At 42.2% G+C, this 22,669-nt stretch carries 20 protein-coding genes; 11 read left to right on the top strand and 9 right to left on the bottom strand.

What is annotated here, in order from left to right:
* Nucleotides 1–50 precede the first annotated feature (50 nt).
* The 5 genes from gcvH (at nucleotide 51) to G457_RS0104380 (ending at nucleotide 4,021) form a co-directional block, all read left to right on the top strand.
* Nucleotides 51–431, top strand: a complete 381-nt coding sequence (gcvH, locus tag G457_RS0104400; RefSeq protein ID WP_026945382.1) for a glycine cleavage system protein GcvH — start codon at nucleotides 51–53, stop codon at nucleotides 429–431.
* A 7-nt stretch (nucleotides 432–438) separates the two neighbouring features.
* Nucleotides 439–792: a VanZ family protein gene (locus G457_RS21020; RefSeq protein ID WP_134202375.1), complete on the top strand. Its 354-nt coding sequence runs from the start codon at nucleotides 439–441 to the stop codon at nucleotides 790–792.
* A gap of 67 nt (nucleotides 793–859) precedes the next feature.
* Nucleotides 860–1,537, top strand: a complete 678-nt coding sequence (locus G457_RS0104390) for an energy transducer TonB (RefSeq protein ID WP_026945381.1) — start codon at nucleotides 860–862, stop codon at nucleotides 1,535–1,537.
* Nucleotides 1,538–1,686: 149 nt separating this feature from the next.
* Nucleotides 1,687–2,358 carry an energy transducer TonB gene (locus tag G457_RS0104385; RefSeq protein WP_026945380.1) on the top strand — a complete coding sequence of 224 codons (672 nt, stop codon included), beginning with the start codon at nucleotides 1,687–1,689 and terminating at the stop codon, nucleotides 2,356–2,358.
* Nucleotides 2,359–2,449: 91 nt separating this feature from the next.
* Nucleotides 2,450–4,021, top strand: a complete 1,572-nt coding sequence (locus G457_RS0104380) for an N-acyl-D-amino-acid deacylase family protein (protein WP_026945379.1) — start codon at nucleotides 2,450–2,452, stop codon at nucleotides 4,019–4,021.
* Here G457_RS0104380 and G457_RS0104375 read toward each other — a convergent pair.
* The 3 genes from G457_RS0104375 to G457_RS0104365 are packed head-to-tail and all read right to left on the bottom strand — an operon-like array spanning nucleotide 4,008 to nucleotide 9,279.
* Nucleotides 4,008–4,880: a YicC/YloC family endoribonuclease gene (locus G457_RS0104375; RefSeq protein ID WP_248602817.1), complete on the bottom strand. Its 873-nt coding sequence runs from the start codon at nucleotides 4,878–4,880 to the stop codon at nucleotides 4,008–4,010. The genes G457_RS0104380 and G457_RS0104375 overlap by 14 nt on opposite strands.
* Before the next feature lie 21 nt (nucleotides 4,881–4,901).
* Nucleotides 4,902–8,210 carry a biopolymer transporter Tol gene (locus G457_RS0104370; protein ID WP_026945377.1) on the bottom strand — a complete coding sequence of 1,103 codons (3,309 nt, stop codon included), beginning with the start codon at nucleotides 8,208–8,210 and terminating at the stop codon, nucleotides 4,902–4,904.
* Between the two features lie 22 nt (nucleotides 8,211–8,232).
* On the bottom strand, nucleotides 8,233–9,279 hold the full coding sequence (locus G457_RS0104365) for an NAD(P)/FAD-dependent oxidoreductase (RefSeq protein ID WP_026945376.1): 1,047 nt from the start codon (nucleotides 9,277–9,279) through the stop codon (nucleotides 8,233–8,235).
* A 54-nt stretch (nucleotides 9,280–9,333) separates the two neighbouring features.
* Here G457_RS0104365 and G457_RS0104360 point away from each other — a divergent pair, with 54 nt between their 5' ends.
* From G457_RS0104360 to G457_RS0104340, 5 genes are read left to right on the top strand one after another with little or no spacing between them, the layout of a single operon-like run.
* Complete coding sequence (locus G457_RS0104360) at nucleotides 9,334–9,987, top strand: MBL fold metallo-hydrolase (protein ID WP_026945375.1); 654 nt, start codon at nucleotides 9,334–9,336, stop codon at nucleotides 9,985–9,987.
* 3 nt (nucleotides 9,988–9,990) lie between these two features.
* Complete coding sequence (pssA, locus tag G457_RS0104355) at nucleotides 9,991–10,683, top strand: CDP-diacylglycerol--serine O-phosphatidyltransferase (RefSeq protein ID WP_026945374.1); 693 nt, start codon at nucleotides 9,991–9,993, stop codon at nucleotides 10,681–10,683.
* Nucleotides 10,680–13,925 (top strand): type IX secretion system sortase PorU, encoded by a 3,246-nt coding sequence (gene porU / locus G457_RS0104350; protein ID WP_026945373.1) that lies wholly within the window; start codon nucleotides 10,680–10,682, stop codon nucleotides 13,923–13,925. The genes pssA and porU overlap by 4 nt, the downstream gene beginning before the upstream one ends.
* 47 nt (nucleotides 13,926–13,972) lie before the next feature.
* Complete coding sequence (porV, locus tag G457_RS0104345) at nucleotides 13,973–15,136, top strand: type IX secretion system outer membrane channel protein PorV (protein WP_051260719.1); 1,164 nt, start codon at nucleotides 13,973–13,975, stop codon at nucleotides 15,134–15,136.
* Nucleotides 15,136–16,407, top strand: a complete 1,272-nt coding sequence (locus G457_RS0104340) for a M16 family metallopeptidase (protein ID WP_026945371.1) — start codon at nucleotides 15,136–15,138, stop codon at nucleotides 16,405–16,407. Before porV ends, G457_RS0104340 begins: the two co-directional genes overlap by 1 nt.
* Here G457_RS0104340 and G457_RS0104335 read toward each other — a convergent pair whose 3' ends face one another.
* From G457_RS0104335 to G457_RS0104325, 3 genes are read right to left on the bottom strand one after another with little or no spacing between them, the layout of a single operon-like run.
* Nucleotides 16,408–17,361 (bottom strand): glycosyltransferase family A protein, encoded by a 954-nt coding sequence (locus tag G457_RS0104335; protein ID WP_026945370.1) that lies wholly within the window; start codon nucleotides 17,359–17,361, stop codon nucleotides 16,408–16,410. It abuts the gene before it with no gap.
* A gap of 2 nt (nucleotides 17,362–17,363) precedes the next feature.
* Nucleotides 17,364–18,278 carry a hypothetical protein gene (locus G457_RS0104330; RefSeq protein WP_026945369.1) on the bottom strand — a complete coding sequence of 305 codons (915 nt, stop codon included), beginning with the start codon at nucleotides 18,276–18,278 and terminating at the stop codon, nucleotides 17,364–17,366.
* 1 nt (nucleotide 18,279) lies between these two features.
* Entirely contained in the window at nucleotides 18,280–18,690 is a 411-nt protein-coding gene (locus tag G457_RS0104325) for a sugar 3,4-ketoisomerase (RefSeq protein ID WP_026945368.1), read from the bottom strand.
* A 105-nt stretch (nucleotides 18,691–18,795) separates the two neighbouring features.
* Between G457_RS0104325 and G457_RS0104320 the strand changes: the two genes are divergently transcribed.
* Nucleotides 18,796–19,422 (top strand): IMPACT family protein, encoded by a 627-nt coding sequence (locus tag G457_RS0104320; protein WP_026945367.1) that lies wholly within the window; start codon nucleotides 18,796–18,798, stop codon nucleotides 19,420–19,422.
* On the opposite strand, the gene G457_RS0104315 is transcribed toward G457_RS0104320, so the two are convergent.
* From G457_RS0104315 to G457_RS0104305, 3 genes are read right to left on the bottom strand one after another with little or no spacing between them, the layout of a single operon-like run.
* Entirely contained in the window at nucleotides 19,402–20,001 is a 600-nt protein-coding gene (locus G457_RS0104315; RefSeq protein ID WP_026945366.1) for a 3'-5' exonuclease, read from the bottom strand. The two genes, G457_RS0104320 and G457_RS0104315, sit on opposite strands and share 21 nt — an antisense overlap.
* On the bottom strand, nucleotides 19,998–21,461 hold the full coding sequence (nhaC, locus tag G457_RS0104310; RefSeq protein ID WP_026945365.1) for a Na+/H+ antiporter NhaC: 1,464 nt from the start codon (nucleotides 21,459–21,461) through the stop codon (nucleotides 19,998–20,000). The genes G457_RS0104315 and nhaC overlap by 4 nt, the downstream gene beginning before the upstream one ends.
* Before the next feature lie 43 nt (nucleotides 21,462–21,504).
* Complete coding sequence (locus tag G457_RS0104305) at nucleotides 21,505–22,632, bottom strand: NAD(P)/FAD-dependent oxidoreductase (RefSeq protein WP_026945364.1); 1,128 nt, start codon at nucleotides 22,630–22,632, stop codon at nucleotides 21,505–21,507.
* Nucleotides 22,633–22,669 lie beyond the last annotated feature (37 nt).

Genomic DNA, 22,669 nt, shown 5'->3' with positions numbered 1-22,669 from the left:
TAGCTCTCGGATTCCTCTTATTTTTGGAGACTTTAAAATCAAATCAAGAAATGAATTTTCCTCAAGAACTTAAGTACACCAAAGATCACGAGTGGATCAAAATCGACGGGGATGTAGCCACGGTTGGAATTACTGAATTTGCCCAGTCTGAATTGGGAGATATCGTCTACGTGGAAGTAGAGACTGTAGGTGAAAGTATCGAAGCCGGAGAGGTTTTTGGTACTGTAGAAGCCGTAAAAACTGTTTCTGACCTTTTCATGCCTGTAAGCGGTGAAATCCTAGAATTCAACGACGAGTTGGAAAGCTCTCCAGAACTAGTTAATGAATCCCCTTATGAATCAGGCTGGATGATTAAAATCAAAATTGACGGAGATCTTCCTGAAGATCTACTCAATGCTGAGGAATATACAGAACTGGTAGGCCAAAATTAAGATTCATTTGCGCTGGGTTGCAGGAGTAATCTGGTTGATTTTACTAGGCTTTGCGATGCTCTTGCCTGGAGAAAAATTCCCCGAGATTCAGGCCTTCGACTTTCAGGATAAATTAATCCATACTGTTCTTTTCTTCATCCTTTCCTTTATTTGGGCAGGAGTGAGATTGAAAGAACAAAAACCGAACTGGCTACTGTTCAGTCTCCTAGTGTTCCTACCATCTATCCTATTTGAAATAGGGCAATATTGGATCCCAAATCGCTCACTCGACATATGGGATCTGGTATTCAACCAAATCGGTGTTTGGGCAGGTCTGTTAGGATATTTTAAGATTTCATCCAAGGTATTTCGCTTGGATTAATCTTTTGAAATGCTTACAATTGTTGATTAGTTTCGAATACATTAACCTATAATAAACCAAAAACGCTATGGAATCAAAAAAGACTCCGGCAGCCGATCTCACCAAAAAGTCAGGAATGTTCCTGAACTTGGGTTTGATGGTAGCCGTTGGTGCTGTCCTAGTGGCTTTTGAGTGGAAATCATTTGATGACGGGGCTCTTAAGGATCTCGGAATGGGTGATGACAACTTTGAAGAGCTACTGGATATTCCTATCACAGAGCAGCCACCACCACCTCCACCACCACCAGTAGAGCAGCCAATCATTCAGGAGATTCCTGATGAGGTTGAAATCGAAGAAAAAATCGAAGTTAATTTCGATGTGAACGTGGAAGAGGAAACTGTAATTGAAGAAGTTGTAATCGCTGAAGCACCTGTAGAGGAGAAAGCCGATGAGATCTTTGACGTGGTAGAAACTCAACCAGTTCCTCCAGGTGGAATGTCAGGTTGGAATCAATACCTCAGCAAAAACCTTAAGTACCCAACTCAAGCTAGAAGAATGGGTATCGAAGGAACTGTAATTGTGGTATTCGTTATCAACACTGATGGATCTATTCAAGACGTAGAAGTTCTTCGAGGAATCGGAGGAGGTTGCGATGAGGAAGCCGTGAAGGTTGTAGAAAATGCACCTAAGTGGGAGCCTGGTAAGCAACGTGGACGTCCAGTTCGTACTCGAATGAGACTTCCAATCCGCTTCAAGTTGAGCTAATCACAGAAAAGCAATATTGAAAGCCCGGATTACCGGGCTTTTTTATTTTTAAAACTTTTAACATAGTTAAATACCGTTAATCCATTCATTCTGAAATCATTACATGGTAAATTCTAGGGTAATTTATTTTCAACCAAAACCCTCTTACCATGGAAACGAAAAAGAATCCCAATGCAGACCTGAGAAAATGGTCTACACCTCTCTTTTATTTTGGGCTGACCTGCAGCCTAGGCATTTGCCTCACTGCTTTTGAGTGGAAAAGCTACCCAGAAGGGAAACTCAAAGAAATCAACTCTCAGACTGATATCTGGGAAATTCCTGAGGTACCGATTAGTATTCAAACTCCTCCTCCCCCACCAGAGACTGCACCTCCCATAGTGAAGGAAGTACCAAATGATATCAAAATTGACCCGGAGGATTTCAACATTGATATCAATACTGAGGAAAATGTAGAAATACCTGTTGTGGCACTTCCCGAATCGCCACCTAATGTGGAACCAGTTGACGAAATCCTTGACTTCACGGAAGTTCAGGCAACTTTCAAAGGGGGAATGGAAGAATGGACAACCTACCTAAAGAAGAACCTTACCTACCCAAGTCAAGCCCGCCGGATGGGACTCGAAGGAGTGGTCTTGGTTCGCTTTGTGGTCAATAAGGATGGCTCTGTACAAGATGTAGAAGTGGTCCGACCCTTAGGCGGAGGCTGTGATGAAATAGCGTTGAAAGTCGTCGCAAACTCCCCGGAGTGGATTCCCGGAAAAATGGGAGGTAGACCTGTGAGGTCAAGAATGGTGATCCCGATTCGTTTCCGCCTAAATTAAAGGTATCAGAAAGCCCCAAAATCAAAATTTGGGGCTTTTTTTCGATCCTCCCTCCTAGACAATCTACCCGAATTATGTATTTTGGATACCTATGAAAGTCCAAAATCTAATACTCGCAATCCTCATCCTATTCGGTTCCTGTCAAAGCAAGGAATATGACTTGGTGATTCTCAATGGTACTGTCTACAAAGGAGATGGATCTCCGGGACAGATATTGGATATTGGGGTTTCTGGGGATGAAATAAGCTTTGTCGGAAAACTTGACAATTACAAAAGCAAGGAAACCATTGACGCTTCTGGACTTGCAGTTTCACCTGGATTTATAGATCTACATACGCACTTGGAGCCAATTTTGGAAATGCCCTTGGCTGAGTCCTTGATCAGACAGGGAGTAACTCTTGCTTTGGGTGGACCTGATGGAAGCAGTCCTTTACCCATAGGGAAGTTTTTAGATAGTTTGGAATCAATGGAGATCGGACCAAACTTGGCCTATCTTGTCGGACATAACAGTATCCGCCGAAAATACCTTCAAAACTCTAACCGACAACCCAATGAAGAAGAACTTCAGCAAATGATCCAAGAAGTAGATCGAGCGATGAAGGAAGGAGCTTTTGGAATATCTACAGGGCTAAAGTATTTGCCGGGTACCTTTGCGAAAAAGGATGAGCTAATAGCACTTTCCAAAGCTGCGGCGGAGCATGGTGGAATTTATACTTCTCACCTTCGGGAAGAAGGAATTGGCCTCATTGAGGCAGTGCAAGAGGCTATCGAAATTAGCGATAAAGCTTCTATCCCTGTGATTTTGACGCATCACAAAGCCATTGGTGTCAAAATGTGGGGAGCTAGCACAAAAACTCTTGCTCTCGTGGATTCGGCAAGAATACAAGGCCTCGACATCAAAATGGATCAGTACCCTTATGCTGCCAGTCATACGGGTATCAGCGTCCTGATTCCAAGTTGGGCCATGGAGGGCGGGAATTTTGAAGAAAGAGTCAAAAACCCCTCCCTACGCGATAGTATCAAAGATGGAATTATCTATTCCATTCTCAATGATCGCGGTGGAGCGGATTTGAAAAGGATACAATTCTCAACTGTCACTTGGGATCGATCCCTTGAAGGGAAAACTTTACATGATTGGCTGATTCGTGAAGGTAAAGAGCCCTCTGTAGAAAATGGGGCTGATTTTGTGATTCAAGCCCAACTCAATGGAGGTACAGGTACGATCTATCATGCCATGGATGAAGCTGATGTTCGGAGAATCATGCAACATCCTATGACTATGATTGCATCTGATGGGAGGTTATCCAGACCGGGAGAAGGCCATCCTCATCCAAGAGCATACGGTACTTTTCCTAGAGTATTGGGATATTATACAAGAGAAGAAAAGGTTCTTGACCTTTCTACAGCCATTTATAAAATGACTGGCCTTTCAGCTCAAAGTCTTGGTCTTTCAGACCGGGGACTGATTGAGGAAGGAATGAAGGCAGATTTATGCCTATTTGAACCTGAAACCATTCAAGACAAATCAACCTTTATCGATCCCCATCAATATCCTGAAGGGATTCTCTATGTATTGGTGAATGGGCAGTTTGCTGTTAAGGAAGGGGAATTTTTAAACAAAGGTTTTGGTAGGGTGATCCGAAAACAAGCTATAGAACGTTGAGGGTTTGTTCCTTGATTTTCTCCAACTCATCCTTCATCAGAATAACCCATTTCTGCATACCCGCATCGTTGGCTTTTGAACCTATGGTGTTGATTTCACGCCCTATTTCCTGACTGATAAACCCTAACTTTTTTCCTTGCTGGGTCTCTTCATTCAGAACTTTGATGAAATAATTGAGGTGGGTTTCCAATCGAACCAATTCCTCGGTGATATCAAGCTTCTCAAAATAATAGATCAACTCCTGCTCAAACCGGTTTTGATCAAAGTCATTTTCTTCTATCCAATCCTGGAAGTTTGATCTGATTCTGTTTTTGATGCGATCTTTTCGCTGTCCCTCTATTGCCTTCACTTGTTGAAGTGCACTTTCAATTACTTGTATATTTTCCTTTAGCTTTTCAAAAAGTGACTCCCCCTCATCTTTACGAAACTGATCGCATTTTTGAAGTGCTTCAATGATCACTTTTTGAATCAATTCCCATTCCTCCTCTGCTTCGGTAGCTTCATCCGAAGCCATGTTGACAATGACTGACGGCGATTGGAGAGCTAGTTTGAATAGCTCACTTTTCTCAGCTACAACCGAATTGGCTAGGTTTTGATACTTTTCGAAGTATGCCTGAAAAAGCTCCTCATTGATTGTAACTGGAATCTGATTGGACTTTTTTGGAATAAAGTCCAGAGCAAGATTTACCTTTCCTCTTTCCAATATCCCCTGTACCAGATTCCGTATCTCGTGCTCCTTTTCGGAGAACTGTCGAGGCAATTTCAATGAAAGGTCTAGAAACTTAGAATTGAGTGTTTTGACCTCAGCCTGTATGGTGCGAGAATCATCTTCCATTCCGGCTCTTCCGAAACCGGTCATCGATTTGATCATGTTATTACTTTAGAAGTTGTAACCCAAAGTTACATAAAATCTGAGGTCCTCAGTTTGATAATTTCTAATAGGCCTTGCTACATCAAACTTCACGTAGTAATTCAAAAGTACTGTACGCAGACCTGCACCATAACTTTGCAGCCATGGATTATTGAAGTTATTCAGCGTGATAGTAAATGGAGAGCCTTCTGTATTAATTACCTCTGTATTCTGATCATTGATCCGTTCCCATGGAGCTGCCTCATTCCAAGCAGAACCAATATCATAAAATCCGATAAGCTGGAAATTCCTCACAAAATTCGATGTAATGTTCCCTCTAGTCAGGTATGAGAAAATTGGAACTCGAAGTTCAGTTGTAAAGGTGACCACCTTATTTCCTCGAATTTCATCATAATCGTAGCCTCTAAGATCAACAAATTCTGCAAAGAGAATATTGGAATTTTCTGCGCCACTTGGGTTTCGAACAGGGGATGCTTCCGGTCTATTGGATGGTGGCTGATAAAATTCATTAAAAAGCCAATTATCCATCCCACCGACAAGGTAAGTCTGAGGATTGTTTCCAAAGAAAGATCCTGCGTAAAGTCGCGTCGCAAGTACAATGTTCTTATGAATTCGCTGATAATTTCTGACATCTAAATAGAAATTACTGAAACTTCTATCTCCTTGATTGAGACCCTGATAATGAACCAAACCAACTTTACCTTTGAGACCAGCTTGGGAATACAGTCCTATCTGCTGTGTTCGGTCGAAAACAAATTCAGCTCGCCCACCTACATAATTCACATCAAGGCGATTCTGCTCTGGATTGGTAGCTAGGATCAAGGAATCAGCATTCAGATTAAAATATTGGGACTTGGCAACAAATGGGGCTAAGGTGAATCTGGAATTCACATTGAAAGGATAAGATACTCCCACCTCAAATTTGGAAAGCACATAGCGCTGAAAGGTGATATCATCAAACTCTGATATCCGAATAGTCCTTCTATCAAATCGTGCTCTAAAATCTATTCTACTTTTCAGGTATTCGTATTCAGCAAAAATATCCCCTCCTGATCTGAAATCTAAAGCAGTTGAAATCCCACCATACAAGACATGATTGTCTAGCAGATCACTCATTTTACCTTGAAGGCTAATTCCAAAACCTCTTAGTGGATCGACAATAAATCGTGTGTTAATATTATTGGTAAAAAACTGAGGTTCCATGCCTCTTGGACCGGTCACTCGCTTTTTCAGGGATTGCTTTCTAAAGGCTTCTAGCAAATTGGTAGCCTTATCTTGGCTTTCCCCTTCCCTTTCTTGAGCAAGTAGAGTACTAGGCAAGGAGTCAAAGGTGTAATTCTCGGTATCAATTCCATTCCTATTTCGGAATTTCAAGCGATCCACATTGATCGAGGAAGTAGTTTTGGTGGAGGTGGTATCGATAGCTTGTGGTAGTGGCTGCACTTCAGGCTGTGGAGTTGGTTTGGGAAGAGGCTCTTCCTCACGCTTCGGCTGTGTCTGGGCTTCCATTCTCCTCCTTGCCGCAAGTCTTTCGTTTAGGCTTTTTGCTTGCTCCAACTGAATCCTTGGCGTACTCGGAGTAAACTGATCGGCACCGGAATAAGACTGCACAACCAAGAAGCTTTCCATTCCATCTCGAACAGCAAAGGCAATCTTATTCATCTGACTATTTACATCGAAGGTCTCGATACTTTTATTAAATCCAGAAATTTGACTGGAAACTTGATTGCCTACATTCAGCCTCATAAGGTTGTTTATCCCACTTTGGTCGCTCAGGAATACAACATTATTGCTATTGACCTTTCTAGGTCTCACATTCTTGCTAAAGCTATTGGTCAAGCGGGTCAACCTCACAGTATCCCTTACTTCAGCCATGAATATGTTATAGGTTTCTACGTATTGATTGAGATTTTCAAACTTCCCACTAAGGGAGTCTAATTCCTCAGAATAATTAGTCGAGTAAATGATCGTAGAATCATTCAAGAACATCGGGGTCAAATCATCAAACTCATCATTGGTCATTCGTCGCCCTTGACCGCGTACGTTGAGCGTGTAGATATCGGTTTTTCCATTTGAAATGGCGGAAAGAACCATATTTCTCCCAGTAGAATTAAAATCGATACTAAGAATCTGATTGATATTTCTCAGGAAGATTTTATCCTGATTGGTCCCATCCAGAGCTCTTAATCTCAGCGTCGTAAGCCCTCTTGTAAAGGATGCTATCGCCAAACTGGCAGAATCCCTCCAAGCGATTACCGGAGACCGAAAATTCGGAATTTGATCTTGATATACCGATCCTCCCTGCATTAGAGTTCTTTCTGTTCCTGTGGAAAGCTCTCTTACCTGTACCTTGTATTTTCCCTGATTATTGAGAACATAGGCTAGATTCAATCCATCAGGACTAAATTTGATGTCTGTAATGACACCAAGCATCTTCGGAGAGGTAGATGCGATGGCCTGAGAGCTTTCGATAGGTCGAAAATTATTGGTTACCTGCTCATTGATAGTCAGGTAGTATTTTTTCCAATCTTCTAAAAAAGTATCGAAATTCAACCCAACGGTATTTGCTATGCTGTTTTCTTCGTTTCGGTTGATTCTTGATAGATTTAGAATGCTCGACAAATAGCGTCGACCGTATCGCTCAGCGATGTAATTCCAAATCGATTGACCAACCAGCGCTGCTTCGATTCCTTTCAGCCTAAGGATTTTGGGCTTTTCATCTTCTTTGAGATAATGACGGATATAGTCATCCATCTCCATGCTCCAGCCCTTTGCCAGGTATAGAGATATTCCCTCTACATACCAATCCGGAAAACTATTCATCAAATTGGACTGGAACGCATCTGCAACGGATGCACCATAGAGCATCTCTTGAATAATTACTTTGGAAGTGGCATAAATCAAGTCTTCCTTAAACTGATCCATTTCGCCTTTGTAGGCAAGTTCCGCGATAAGTCTGCTAAAATTTGTCTGCCCTTCCTCATTAAACTCTTCCTTATTCAAATTCAAATTGCTTTGCAGCAATTCTTCGGGAGTATTATAAATATAGATCTTTGGCTTGGTGTAGGCGACATAGCCTATCATCTGTGTCAGTCGCTGAAATTCAGACTCTAAAAATTCAATTGCCTGCTTGGCATTTGCCCCTCCACGATCGTAATAATAAACCTCAAAATTATTTGAGCTATAAAAGTACCATTCGAACTGCTGATGCTGCAGTCGGTTTTTTCCGAAACGCTCCTGATCAAATTGTGCAAAAGAATTCTGCGAAAAGAGAATAGTAGTCAGAAGCAGAAATAACAGGAAAGACTTTACTCGCATATTTTTCCTTACTGGACAGAATTTAAATATAATCAAAATACCTAGCGATATCCACCTCAGGTGACAAGGAGCTGCCATTTAGAAGGAAATCACGCATCATTAAACTGAAATAGGGTACCAACGACACGCCTTTGGCACCAAACCCATTGAATATGTAAACGCCTGAAAAGTCAGGATGTTTCCCAAGAAATGGCTTTCGGTCCTTTGTGGCCGGACGGATGCCGAATTTATGAGATACTACCTCATCGACAGGAACTTGGACCAATGACTCCAATCGTCCCAAAATCTCATTTTTTGCCCGTTCTGTGGGACCCTGATCCAAGTCAAAATGTGTGTAAGTTGAGCCGACGCGAAAGACATTTTGACCCAAATGCACCCTGAAAACTCCGCGATTGACGATGAATTCCGGACAGTATTCCTGCTTTACTTCTAAGATTTCACCCTTGACCGGCGCAAAGGGTAAATATGAGAAAAACTTGGATTGAGCCGCATGAACCCCCGTACAGAAAATTATTTCATTTGCCACAATATTCTCATAGGACCAGTTTTGATCACTTTTAATCAATTTATCCTCTTCAAAAATCACATCCCGATACCGATCCCCAAAAAAAGTACGCATCCCCTCAAGAAAAGTGGGAATATCAAGCCACCCTGACTGGGTAAGCATCACACCTCCAAAAGGATCATTTAGAAAACTTGACTGAGAAGATTGAAACAATCCATCCAAATACCCTTGAAACAAAGGGTCAGAGCTATGCCCCATCCATTCATTTTGCTCTTCAACCGTGAGGAATGGTCGGTAAATTTTCTGAGGACGAAGAAAACTCCTACCTGTCTTCTGCTCAAGCTCTTGGTAAAAAGGTTCTATGTGAGGAAAAAGCTGATCCGCCAGCCAAGTTTTGACCATTTTTCGGCCAGTCACTGGATTATACAATCCCGCCGCTATCTGACTGGATTGGTTCCCCGACTGATGATCCAAAATCAGGATTTCTTTTCCGGACTTTTGCAATTGATAGCCAAGACTCATCCCGGCCAAGCCACCACCTATTAACAAAAAATCAACTTTCATGCATCAAAGAACGGGTTTTATTCCTTATTTTGTTATACGTACATAGACAAAATCATGCTTCGAATCAAATCATTTACATTCAACCCTTTTCAGGAAAATACCTACGTGATCTCTGATCAGGAAGGTCATGCAGCCATCATTGATCCGGGGAATTATGAAAATGCTGAAAACCAGCAGATCTTAACCTATATACGTGAAAATAATCTGAAGCCTGAGCTTCTATTGAATACCCATTGTCATATTGACCACGTGCTAGGGAATGATTTTATCAAGAGAACTTTCAGCATACCTCTTTTAATCCATGATCAGGAAATCCCGGTATTGAACTCTGTCAAGGCCTATGCCCCAAATTATGGATTTGCCAACTATTCACATGCAGATCCAGATGGCTACCTCAGCGAAGGAAAAAGCATTGAAATAGGTCATGAGCACCTTGAAGTCCTGTTTGTACCAGGGCACGCTCCAGGCCATGTAGTTTTTTATCATCCTGAAAGTCAGCAATGTATTGCGGGTGACACACTTTTTAGAGAAAGTATCGGACGGACAGATCTTCCGGGAGGTGACCACGACCTGCTTTTGGAAAAAATCAAAAGTGTATTATTTAAGTTACCCGACCAAACTGTCATCCATTCCGGTCATGGGCCCAGCACCACAATCGCTCATGAGAAAGCATACAATCCATTTGTGGGGAAAAATTCAAGATTCTGATCCGTGAGTATCAAATCCCACATCCCAAATTCGCTCACCCTCGGTAATCTACTCGCAGGTGTAATTGGTATTGTCACAGTTCTGGCCGGCGACTATCAAAGTGGAGCCTATTTTATTTTTTTAGCAGCATTTCTGGATTTTTTCGATGGTTTCGCTGCCAGACTTCTCAAGGTAAGTGGTGAACTAGGCAAACAGCTTGACTCTCTGGCTGATTTAGTCTCCTTTGGGGTATTACCGGGATTTGTGGTCTATGAGTGGATTTCCACTCTGACCTCGGTAGAATGGATGCCCTATCTTTCGCTGACGATTCCGCTATTTTCTGCCTTAAGGCTAGCCAAATTCAATATCGACACAAGACAATCAGACCGTTTTATTGGTTTACCAACTCCGGCAAACGCCTTGTTTTTTAGCACCTTGCCTTATTTGGCGGACTTCTGGAGTTTCACAGGGGATTACTTATCAAATCCATGGACCTTAATCATCCTTTCTTGGGTATTTTCCTTGCTACTAGTCTCCGAAATCCCTCTGATTGCTCTGAAATTCAAAAACTTTTCTTTGCGAGATAATGTATTTAGGTATGTGCTCTTGGCTTCGGGAGCATTGGCAATCCTACTGATGGGCTTGTCAGGGATACCCTTGGTTATTTTACTGTACCTAGGGCTTTCCCTTATCGAAAATTCATCTGCTTCTTTATGAAAAAAGCATGCCTAGCAGGTATTCTGGGGGGATTATCCCTCTTTTTTGGATTTTTCTTGCAGGGATTTTCTCAAGAAAGTTTCTACAAGTTTGGTGTAACCAAATCCGGATTATACCGCTTTGATGCTGATAGACTAAATGAATTAGGAATTAGCTCTTTAGACGAAGTTGCATTTTTTGGCTACCCGGGAAGACTTCCACAAAAGCTTGACAGTGGCTCCTTGTCTTTAAGGGAAATCCCAGCAAAAAGGGTAAATAATGAATTATTAATCTTTTTAACCGGGCCGCACAGCCTTGACCTTATTGATGGTGAATTAGAATATAGGCATCACTATTATTCGGACACCCTGTATTATCTGATTGGTAGTAGAGAAAATCCAAAAAGACTGGAGTCTGAAACCCAGGTCAGTCCACAGGCCGAACCAATCACGCTTTACGAATGGGCTACTGTCAAGGGAGAAGATCGAAATATTTTGAATTCGGGAAGAACATGGTATTCAGAACCCGTTAGTTCAGGTTCTTTACGATCTATCCCGTTTAGGCAAAGTACTGAATCAAGTGCAGATTGGCTGCTACAAGGCAGGGTGATGGCTCAATCTTTTCAAAGCAGTCAGGTATCTATTTTGGAAATCGGAAGTTCCATTTTCCAAACCAATATCTCTCCAATTCCAAATTCACTATATGGGATAAAAGGAGTAGAAGCAGCAGTAAATGCAAGTTTTAACCCCGCCAATCAGGAGGTCAATACCTTGGAACTTGCCTACAACAGCTCTGATAATAATGCCACAGCTTATTTCGAGCATTTGCTCCTTGGAGTGCCTAATGAGTCTTCGGAAATTCAATCTGGACTTTATTTTAATCTTAGCGGACAGTCATTCAGCCATGGCTGCAATGAATGCGAGGTTTGGGAGGTAAGTGATTTCTACAACCCCATCACTTTTCAGAATAATGGCTTCGCCCAAGGAGGGAAATTGGTTTTTTCAAGTAGTTCAGACCTCCTAAATATCCCTATCCTCTCGCCTGTTGAATCAAATATTCGAACAGTTGGAAACTGGCCTGAGCTCCTCATTATTACGGATCAAAATCTACTTCCAGAAGCTGAAAAACTGAGTACACATAAATTAGGTCAGGGCTTATTATCAGAGGTAGTTACTCTCAGAGAGATTTATGATGCTTTCGGCTATGGCAATAAAGATGTGGTGGCTATCCGGGATTTTATTGCCTGGCATTTTCACGAGGGAAAAAGGGTGAAAAATGTTCTCTTTCTGGGTAAAGGAACCTTTGACTACAAAGGTAAACTCGGAGGCAGACCAAATGTCGTCCCCACATACTCCAGTAGAAGTAGTCTAAACCCACTAACTACTTACAGCTCCGATGACTTTTATGGACTCATAGAATTTGGTCAAGGAGAGTGGGTAGAAAGCCAAAGCGGTGACGAAAAACTATCCATCGGAGTAGGTCGCCTTCCTGTGATCACCCGGCAAGAGGCGAATATCGTAGTTCAAAAAATCATTGATTATGAACAAAACCCATCCTTCGGGAACTGGAAACGATCTTTTAGCCTTTTTGCCGATGATGCCGACAACAATATTCACCTGCGAGATGCAGAAGCCCACAGCACCTATCTGAAAGAAGAGGATTCCGAATTCTTTCAAAATAAATTATACCTCGATCGCTACGAACAAATTCCAAACGGTGATTCCCAACAATCCCCCGAGGCGAAGCAAGCTTTGCGAGAAGTCTTGACAGAAGGCACCTTAGTGGTAAACTATATCGGTCATGGGAATGAAACCACACTTACTGCTGAAGAAGTATTTCGGGTGGAAGATATTCCTGACTTCCCGGAAACTTCCTTTTTACCGCTTTGGGTCACTGCCACCTGTGAGTTTGGCAGGCATGACAGCCCTTTTATCCGCTCAGGTGCGGAGGAATTGCTCACAGTACAAGGAAAAGGCGCCATTGGCCTTTTGACCACAGGACGGCCGGTATTTAGCAGTGTTAATTTCAGGCTAAATGAGGCATTTGTGAGAGAGATTTACAAAAAGGAAAACGGCATCTATCAGGATTTGGGGAGTATTTTTAAAAACACCAAAAACAATAGCCTGAATGGAGCTTTAAACCGAAATTTTAGTCTTCTTGGGGATCCAAGTCTATGTTTAAATTATCCGGATTTGGAAATCGAAATTGGAGAATTCAAGGATGCTGATGGAAATCCAATCGAGAATTTCGCCCCTCTTTCAGAGGTTTTTTATCAGGGAAAGGTGGTCAATCCCTTGGATAGAAACGATATGACCAATTTCAACGGTACTGTGGAGGTAGAACTGAGAGATCGATCCGTTTCAATCAAAACTCTTGGCGATGAAAGCCCGCCAATTGAATTCCCTGAGGAAGCCATTACTTTATTCAGGGGGAAAGCTGAAGTCAGAAATGGTTTCTTTGAAGGAAGATTTAGAGTTCCTGGCGGCATCGATATTGAAATTGGAAAAGGAAATATCCGAATGTATGCCGTTGACTCCACGAGCATGCTGGATGCACAAGGAGTGGCTCAAGTTGATGTAGGTGGTGAGCAGGCTGACAACCCTACAGATGAAGAAGGACCGAATATTGAAATACAAATCGAAGGACAACAACTCGAGCCATTCAACTTCCCTTCGAAGCAACTGGCAGCCATCATTTTCTTATCAGATAGCACAGGAATAGATATAAGCGGAATTGACCCAAGGAAAGATTTCACGATCCAAATTAACCAACAAACTCCACGGGTTTTAAATAAATCCTTTGTAAGTGATGGCGGTAATTATCAGAGTGGGCGAGCAGGAATCAAAATTGAAGGATTGGAAGAAGGTATAAATTCTATCCGGGTATCAGCAACTGACCTGGTGGGAAATAGTAATGAGGCTATCTTTGAAATTCGGGTAGAAGGCAGTAATAGAATTCAAATTCTAGATCACATCGTCTATCCCAACCCAGCAGATACAGAAACAATCTTTGAATTGACTCACAATCGTCCGGGTGAAAACCTTCTCATAGAGCTAGAAGTTTATTCTTTGACAGGCTCAATACTATTTTCTGCATCGCGTCGTTTGGTAGAAGCTGAATCACGCATCGAGGGATTTAGATGGATTTTTTTACAAAACCAATCTAAAATTCCAGCAAAAGGAACTTATATTTACAAATTGACGCTAAGTTCGGAAGCTGATAGTTCAGTTGCATCTGAAAGCGGAAAACTTATAATTGAATGAAAAGAAAAGGAATCATTAGGCCGATTGGATTACTTTTTGGGGTGTTTATGTCCACCTCTGTACTTGTAATGGCTCAAAATTCCATTGTAGTCTCAGGACAGGACAGACAGCGGAGAGTGATCACCACAGCAGTACCTTTTCTCAATTTTGCTCCAGACTCTCGCCATTCTGCCATGGGTGACGTGGGGGTGGCAACTACTCCAGATGCCAATTCCGCACATTGGAATAGTGGCAAACTAGCTTTCCTAGAAGATCAGACAGCATTTTCATTATCTTATTCTCCCTGGTTGGGAAGATTGGTCAATGATATGTCTCTAAGCTATCTAACCGGTGCTTTCCGAATCGATGAAAATTCTGCCTTCGGTTTTGACCTGCGCTATTTTAACATGGGCGATATTCAGTTGACAGATGGTCTAGGCAATGAATTAGGCCAATTTAATCCACGCGATATTGCCATCGGAGGCACTTATTCTCGAAAACTCTCCGCCAATCTTGGATTGGGGGTTTCAGCACGATTTATCTATTCCAATTTGTCAGGAAATATTTCCTCAGTGGGAGGAAGCGATGCAAGAGCAGGTATAAGTGTAGGAACGGACGTAGGACTTTATTACAGCAAAGACATTTTCACAGGTTCCAAGGAGGGTACGTGGTCTTGGGGTGTTAATATTTCCAATATTGGACCGAAGATCACCTATAATTCCGCTGATGACTTAGATTACATTCCTACAAATCTTCGAATCGGAACCGCTTATGGCATTTACTTCAACGAGTTGAATAAATTGACCTTTGCCTTAGATTTTAATAAACTTTTGGTCCCCTCTCCTCCTGTCTACGCAACCAATCCTGACGGGACGCTTTCTACAGATGAAGATGGAAACCTTATCATCGAGCAAGGAAAAGATCCAAATAGACCGCTTATTTCAGGTATGTTTGGTTCCTTCACCGATGCTCCTGATGGATTCAGTGAAGAGATGCAGGAAATCACCGTTTCTTTCGGTGCAGAATACCTGTACAATGAAAAGTTTGCCTTACGAACTGGTTACTTTTTTGAAAACCCTACTAAAGGAGGAAGGAGATATTTTACCATGGGTGTCGGCTTCAATTTGAAGCGCCTTGGATTTGATTTCTCTTACCTAGTCCCTCAAGTACAAAACCACCCTCTCGCTGAGACATTACGCTTTTCTCTGCGATACGCAATTCCATCCAATTGATGATTCTAGACCGAAGTACTCCACCGAGTTACTCCATTCCAGAAGACTTTAGCTTACAATCACCTGCTGAAAAAATCCTTCAAAATGGAGCTGCACATTTTCATTTTGATACTCCAGGAATTCAAGCTGTCAAAATCGACTTGATTGGAAAAGGTACTCGAGTATTTCTACCATTAAATGAAGCGCTAGTGCCATCATTCACTCTACAGATGTTGATTGAAGGCACTGCATCAAAAAGCAGTAGTGAAATTGCTCATCTCTTGGATTTTCATGCAAGTGAAATTCAGCCTTATTTGACATTTGGACAGGAAGGCATCACACTCATAAGCACAAAAAAGCATCTTTTTCAGGTTTTGGAGCTGCTTTTGGAAGTGATTACCCAACCGAGCTTCCCTGAGGAGCCGCTGGAAAAACGAATAGCTCAACGACGTCTCATGATTGAGATGGAGAGAAAAAAGACAGCATCACAGGCCTCTCAGCTTTTCCGAAAAACGCTGTTTGGAGGGGCGCATCCTTACGGAAACATGATCCACGAGGAAATGCTCGAATCCATTAATTCCGAAAGGCTTCAAAAGCATAGTCAGCATCTGCTTTGGCAGGGACTCGAGATCTTTACTGCCGGAGATTTTAGCAGTGAAGAAAGGGAAACTTTAGAAAGCTTTCTAGAGAGGCTTCCAAATCGAAAACCGCAAGAAGGTATTCTGCTCCCTGACGCGAAAAGCGAGGAATCAATTTATGAATCTCGGCAAGATGCGGTCCAAAGTAGTATCCGAGTGGGAAAATTTTCCATCCCAAAAAATCACCCTGATTTTATCCCACTTTCTGTATTCAATACCATCCTAGGCGGATACTTTGGATCTCGACTTATCAAAAATATACGAGAAGACAAGGGGCATACTTATGGTATCTACTCTAGCTTGGTTCAAATGGGTAACCTGAACTATTGGGCAGTGGGAGCTGACGTGGAAAAACAGTATCTCGAGCTAGTGAAAGCCGAAATCAAGCATGAAATCCAAAAACTCTCTACAGAGCTCGTAGAAGAGGATGAGTTGGAAACTGTCAGAAATTACCTGCTTGGTCAGATGCTTTCACAGTTTAGCAATTCCTTCGACCTAATCGATCGTTTCCGCTCTGTTCACCACTCTGGCTTGGACTTAAACTATTATTCGCAAAAACTTCAATTTCTAAAAGAATTTAAGGCGGAAGACATTCTTCAAATCGGTCAAAAATACTTCAAAGATCAGCCCTTGATAGAAGTAAGTGTTGGCTAATCAACTCGTGACACTGACGTAAAGCCAGGATATGTCAAGCTTGAATTTAGCCCAAGCTTTATAGAGCTTCAATTTTAGGCCTTTGCCATGTAAGCGTTCGGCCATTTGGATGAGTTGATCAGCAGCAGAGAAATTTGCCGACCATAGTGCATGTTTCAATTCAAAAAGAACTCGCTCCAGCAATGCTTTATTTTCATCCTGGCTTTGATTGAGCTCCAATGCCTTTTCACAGACCTTTACCGTACTAGGCAACATTTTTGAAAAATATCGCTGATACTGGTTTGCTGACATAGACTCCTCATGCTCACGCTTCAGGACACCTACATGATCCGAAAAAACCACATGATACTTCCTCGCCATTCGGATTTGAATATCAAAATCCTCGTAATACAGACTCTCATCATAACCCGACTCCTTTCGAAAGATCTTTGCATTGAATACCATGGTAGCCGCGCAGATGATACTTCGCCTCAATAGCGTTTCGTATATCGTGCCCATATGCAGCTTTTCCCTAAGCTCTCCGAATGTATTTCGCTTGTAGAAAGTCGTGATAGACCCCGATGACTCTAGTAAATAGGCATCAGAGAAACTAAAAGCTGCTTCAGTATCCTGTGAAAGTTGAGCGATCGATAGAGAGAGATGATCAGGATAAAGCACGTCATCTCCGGACAAATCGACCAGGTAGTCACCATTTGTCTCTGCAAACACTTCATTGAAGGTCTGACAGTAGGGTCTAGTATCCTCAAAAAAGTACGTTTTCACCGGAAATAAGCCAGAATACTGCGAGACCCAATCCTTGATACGTTCGGCAGTACGATCAGAACTTCCATTATCGACAATGACCAATTCTTTGTCATGGTAATCCTGCATTGCCACGCTCTCTAGTGCCTCCCAAATCCAGTCTTCGTGATTGAAGGCTGTGCAAATAACAGTGACTTTACCTAAGCTTTCCATGGTTAAAGTTTCCTGACCCAGGTGACTTTGTTAGAAATATCGTTGGAAAATCTGGACTTAAAAAACATTAAGTTATGATTGGCCGAACTTGGCTGATCAGAGGAGCCCAGATCTATGAAGTCTACCTTCAGATCCATTGCCAAAATAAATAATTGATATAAAAGCATTTCGCCTCCTTGCTTAAGCTGACTTTTAGGATCTATGGCTGATTGAAAATAATATAATGACTCTGAAGTCAGTCTAGTCGCTAAAGTGTGTGCTACAGCTTGCCCCTTTTTTTCTAGCGAAATCAAAAAATAACGCTCTGGATACTCCGACACTTGCGTGATTAACCGAGTTTCATCCAAGTTGGAGTCATAGCCTCTTGACTGATTCCATGATCGAATCTCCTGTAAAAAGCCAAAATTAGAGATTGGCCCTTTTCGAATTGTAAGCTCCCCTTCTTTTATGCGCTTCTGGAATCGATCCTGTTCACTTTGAATCAGTTTCTTAATCTTCTTTTTTCCCAAGAAAAACTGATGAGCCAAAACCTTTTCCTGCCTGAAACCAAGCTTGAAAAGCAGGTAATTCACCAAATCATGGTTTGACTGATAAGGCTTCGGAGCTTGAGTAATTTCCAATTCCAAAACTCCCCTTTTCCGGAGCTCTTCTTGAATTATCAATATAAAGTACTCTAAAGCTTCAGAACTTAGGTTATCCTGCATCCAAATTCCTCCAAAAGGAACCTGAGGAAGCGAAATAGCCTTTCCTCCCTCTGAAATACAAATGGTAATCCAAGCCTTAACTTTTTCCTTTTTGACAAGCTTAAAATCAAGGTACTCCCGGTATTCTGGCAACTGCTCATTTGCAAGAAAATAATCCTTTATTTCCGCTCGGCTATCCTGTACTTCAAGCTGATATTGATTGGAGATATCCATCTTAGAGCTTTGCAAATTCCTTTAAATCTCTGATGTAATCGGCTTCTGAAAACTCTCGGTCTGATAATGCGAGTAAGACTGCATCTGAGGAAAAATCGGTCTCTACCCAATGAAGCGGGGGAATCAAAAGACCTCTGGAAGGATGATTTAATTTAAATAACTGTGTAAAACCTAGCGTGTCGGTTATTTTTGCTTTAACCTCCCCAGCTAAAGCTACTAGCACCTGCGTTTCTTCACGATGAGCATGATTGCCTCGGGAAACTCCATTAGGGACTGCATGTACCCAAAAGCATCGCTGAATACCATTGGGAAATAGGTCCTGCTTTTCCCAATAATACAATTCGCCGGCCTGCCCTTTTTCCCCATCAAAATCAATCCATCTGGGCTGACTTGTTTTTTGTGGATGCATCATTACTTTTTGAATCGGACTAAAATTAAGATAAATACCAAGTAAAAAAGGTTACAGTTCCATTAAATTTAGATTTTCATTTCGAAACCTAGCCAAATAATCTGACCAGTGGAATCCAAAGACGATACAGATCGATTTTTTACCCTTAGCCGAGAAAGTGCCTCCCTATTTAAGGATAGAAACTCTAAATTCCACGCTCATGCTTTCCCTGTCAAATCGGAAGAGGAGGTAAAGGAAAAACTAGCAGAACTCCGAAAGCAATACTACGACGCAAGGCATCATTGCTATGCTTACAGTCTTGGAAAGGATGGAGAGATCTTCCGGGCCAATGATGACGGCGAACCCAACCATTCGGCGGGAGATCCGATTTTAGGGCAAATCAGATCATTTGAATTGACGAATGTTCTGATAGTAGTCGTCCGCTACTTTGGTGGAACCAAACTTGGGGTAGGCGGTCTGATTCAAGCCTATAGAACGGCAGCGAAAATGGCTATCGAGGAAAATGAGATTGTGGAAGACTTTGAAAGATGCTTTCTAAAGCTCCATTTTCCCTATCCTGTCATGAATGATGTTATGAAGTTGATCAAAAACGAGAATCTCGAAATCCAGTCACAAGAAATGGAGCTGGATTGTAAAATGGATTTATCCTTTCGAAGTAGCATGAAGGATCAGGTAATTGACCAACTGGAGACAATTGACGGACTGGAGTATAAATTAATCGAAGAGGGGGTCTAAGGCACCTTCTTCCCTCAGGCGCTTGAAAACTTCCAAACAAGCCCAGGCATCCGTCGCCGCATAGCGTTGCTGCTTTTCCGTCAGTTCTTGTGCCTCCCAATTAGAAACCTGCTCAGACTTGCTGATTCGGATGCCGAGAATCATACCGGATAGATTTCGAACCCCCACATTGTGAAATCCGACTTTTTTCAGCTCATCATTCAAGTCAAAAAATGATTGGGGGTAAAAGGAATCCGTAAGCTTGGAAAGACCTTTAAGGTCATCATGCACTGCGGCACCTATTTTTAAAATGTGCTTATGCTCAAGCAAGGCCCGTATTTCATCTGGAAAACCAATTGAATTCAACCGGAATAAAAAAGCCTGCTCTTCTGTCGAAAGCTGTAATAGGGCTACTTCATTGAAGACTCCTTTTCGGAAAGCAGGTTTGGTCTCTGTATCAAAACCAAGAATATGTTGCTTAGCCAGAAACTCGACTACTTCCTCCACTTGATCAGGTTCGTCAATCAAGTAAATTTCACCATCAAACTGCCCCAATGGCAGTGCATTTATTTCTTCTTTACTTATTCTTCTGAGATTCATGCCACCTCTAACTCTTCCTCTTCATAAAAGTTGATCCCAATCTTCAGATATCCATATAAAATAGTCATGAATGGGCTGATAATATTAAAGAAACAATACGGTGCGTATACCAATGTTGCTACTCCCAATACGGATGCCTGAGTTGCCCCGCAAGTATTCCACGGAACCAAAACTGAGGTAACTGTCGCGGAATCCTCTAGGGTTCTACTGAGGTTTTCGGGCTTCAGACCACGTTTTTTGTAAATATCGGCATACATCCTTCCTGGAACCAGGATAGCCAAATACTGGTCAGAAGTAGTTATGTTGAAAAAGACACAAGTCGCGGTGGTACTCGCAATAAGCGATCCAACACTATGAACTTTACGGATTACCGCTTCTGCCAAAACCTGTAGCATCCCCGTCACTTCCATAATTCCCCCAAAAACCATCGCACAGACAATCAACCAAATCGTATTCAACATACCTCCCATTCCTCTTGTAACAAGCAGCTCATTGACGATATCATTGCTAGTCAAAATAGATATCTCCCCATAAAGAGCCATCATTACAGCCTTGAAACTCAAATAAGTGTAAGACGCCCCAGATTCATTGGCGATGGTAGCGATAATTTGAGGTTGAAAAATCACGGCAAATACTCCACCTAATAAAGCTCCGATGAGTAAAGCTGGGATAGCTGGGACTTTTCTAATAATAAGCACCAAGACTACTGCCGGAACGATAAATAGCCATCCGGTAATATTGAATTTTTCTAAAATAACTGCTGAAATAGCCTTGACATCCTCGACCGACCCACTCACTTCATAATTCACACCGATGATGACAAATAGGATTATGGTAATGGTGATAGAAGGAATGGTAGTCTTCGCCATGTGCCGGATATGGGTAAACAAATCCGTCCCTGCCATAGCAGGTGCAAGATTGGTCGTATCGGACAAGGGAGACATTTTATCCCCAAAATATGCACCCGAAATAATCGCTCCTGCAATGATTCCTTCATCAAAACCAAGCGCTTTACCGATCCCTAAAAGAGCAACTCCTACCGTCGCCACCGTAGTCCAGGAACTACCCGTAGAAATGGATACAATCGCACTGACTACGCATGCCGCAATCAGAAATATCCCCGGACTCAAGACCTGAAGTCCATAATAAATCATCGCTGGAACTATCCCACTCAGTAGCCAGGTGCCTGCAAGGGCACCAATCAGAAATAAAATCAAAATACTGGACATGGCAGAGCTAATGCTTTTGACTATACCATCTTGGAGCGTTTCCCAATGAAACCCTAGGCGATAGACGGCCACTGAGCCCGCTACTGCTGCAGATAAAATCAATACGATCTGATTGGAGCCCGAAAGTCCGTCAGTTCCGAATATCTGAATATTGAATACTAACAAGACAATCAAAAAAATCAAAGGAATGAGCGCGTCAAGTATAGTTGGCGTCTTGGCTTTTTCTTGCATCAAATGTTTAAATAGGATGAACTCCCGAATCTAACCAAAAATTTTAAAACCCTTTCCGTAAGAGATCGGAGAGTTGCCTCCCAACTTCCCAGCCCATTGCCACTCCCATTCCTCCCAGACGTACTCCTACGGCTGTCCGATCACCGACTTTCTCCATGATTGGGAGCTTTTTTTGCCCAAATGCCATGATCCCAGTCCATTTGTGTTCCCAAGTAATTTTCTGTCCGGGGAAGATGATTGTTTCTGCCAAATTTTCTAAATACGACTCGATGGTGGGATTTATAGTGTTTTCCAGACTCTTTTCACCTTCAAAATCCTTATTTCTACCTCCACCTAGAAGAAGTCGGCCATCAATCTTTCGAAAGTACACATAGCCCTTGTCAAAATGAAAGCTACCTTTCCACGGAATCTTTTGCTCAAAAGGCCGACTCACCATTACCAAGCCACGTCCTGGTTCAAGATCAAATTCCGGGAAAAATTGCCCCGCAAAAGCATTGGTACAGACTGCCACCTTTGATCCTTGAAACTCAATCAGTTCATCCGTTCCGGTCTTTACGCTGATCAATCCCAAATCCTTTTCAACCTTCTGGACATGAGAACCTGTCAGAATTTTGATTCCCAATTCATTTGCTCTGGACCACAAGGCTGAAATATACTTCCCGGGATCCAATTCACCTTCAAACTGGTTTTTAACGACCGCCTTTACAGATTCGTCAAAACCAAAACTCCGATAGTTCTTAAGGTTTGAAAAAACGGGCTTTTTGAAAATAGGCTTAAGTAGCTTATTGATCAAGGAAAGCTGATCAAGCGCCTCCAGCTGATCCTCAGTGATCAATTCAAATCCTCCCGACTGCTTGAAATCAAGTGCTTTTCTACCGAATTCCTTTTGAATGAGCTCTAGTCCTTTGGCTCGTTTTTCTACCAGTTTGACTACCTCATCTTGTATCATGGACCACATATCGTCTAAGATTTCAGTCAGTGATCCAAAGCAGGCAAAGCCGGCATTTTTGGTGCTAGCTCCACTCGGGAAAGTTCCCCGTTCCAAAATCAAAACCCGGGCTTTTGGCCGCTTCTTTTTGAAATGGATAGCAGTCGAAAGCCCCACAAACCCGGCTCCCACCACTATCAAATCGTAATTCAAAAAACTCTTATTCTCCCAGTAACTCAGCATATACTCTTTGGCTTTCTTATTTTCTTTCCAAGATTTT

Source organism: Algoriphagus marincola DSM 16067, assembly GCF_000429405.1.
Taxonomy (GTDB): Bacteria; Bacteroidota; Bacteroidia; order Cytophagales; family Cyclobacteriaceae; genus Algoriphagus; species Algoriphagus marincola.
Note: the sequence above shows the minus strand (reverse complement) of the source record. Positions and strands in the feature narration are given on the sequence as shown.

Bases quoted from the DNA above. Each gene is read 5' to 3' on its own strand.
- G457_RS0104390 (WP_026945381.1), top strand. From the start codon at position 860: ATGGAATCAAAAAAGACTCCGGCAGCCGATCTCACCAAAAAGTCAGGA.
- G457_RS0104370 (WP_026945377.1), bottom strand. From the start codon at position 8,210: ATGCGAGTAAAGTCTTTCCTGTTATTTCTGCTTCTGACTACTATTCTC.
- G457_RS0104375 (WP_248602817.1), bottom strand. From the start codon at position 4,880: ATGACCGGTTTCGGAAGAGCCGGAATGGAAGATGATTCTCGCACCATA.
- G457_RS0104325 (WP_026945368.1), bottom strand. From the start codon at position 18,690: ATGATGCATCCACAAAAAACAAGTCAGCCCAGATGGATTGATTTTGAT.
- G457_RS0104385 (WP_026945380.1), top strand. From the start codon at position 1,687: ATGGAAACGAAAAAGAATCCCAATGCAGACCTGAGAAAATGGTCTACA.
- G457_RS0104335 (WP_026945370.1), bottom strand. From the start codon at position 17,361: ATGGAAAGCTTAGGTAAAGTCACTGTTATTTGCACAGCCTTCAATCAC.
- G457_RS0104315 (WP_026945366.1), bottom strand. From the start codon at position 20,001: ATGAATCTCAGAAGAATAAGTAAAGAAGAAATAAATGCACTGCCATTG.
- nhaC (WP_026945365.1), bottom strand. From the start codon at position 21,461: ATGCAAGAAAAAGCCAAGACGCCAACTATACTTGACGCGCTCATTCCT.
- G457_RS0104365 (WP_026945376.1), bottom strand. From the start codon at position 9,279: ATGAAAGTTGATTTTTTGTTAATAGGTGGTGGCTTGGCCGGGATGAGT.
- G457_RS0104340 (WP_026945371.1), top strand. From the start codon at position 15,136: ATGATTCTAGACCGAAGTACTCCACCGAGTTACTCCATTCCAGAAGAC.
- porV (WP_051260719.1), top strand. From the start codon at position 13,973: ATGTCCACCTCTGTACTTGTAATGGCTCAAAATTCCATTGTAGTCTCA.
- porU (WP_026945373.1), top strand. From the start codon at position 10,680: ATGAAAAAAGCATGCCTAGCAGGTATTCTGGGGGGATTATCCCTCTTT.
- G457_RS0104380 (WP_026945379.1), top strand. From the start codon at position 2,450: ATGAAAGTCCAAAATCTAATACTCGCAATCCTCATCCTATTCGGTTCC.
- G457_RS0104305 (WP_026945364.1), bottom strand. From the start codon at position 22,632: ATGCTGAGTTACTGGGAGAATAAGAGTTTTTTGAATTACGATTTGATA.
- G457_RS0104360 (WP_026945375.1), top strand. From the start codon at position 9,334: ATGCTTCGAATCAAATCATTTACATTCAACCCTTTTCAGGAAAATACC.
- gcvH (WP_026945382.1), top strand. From the start codon at position 51: ATGAATTTTCCTCAAGAACTTAAGTACACCAAAGATCACGAGTGGATC.
- G457_RS0104330 (WP_026945369.1), bottom strand. From the start codon at position 18,278: ATGGATATCTCCAATCAATATCAGCTTGAAGTACAGGATAGCCGAGCG.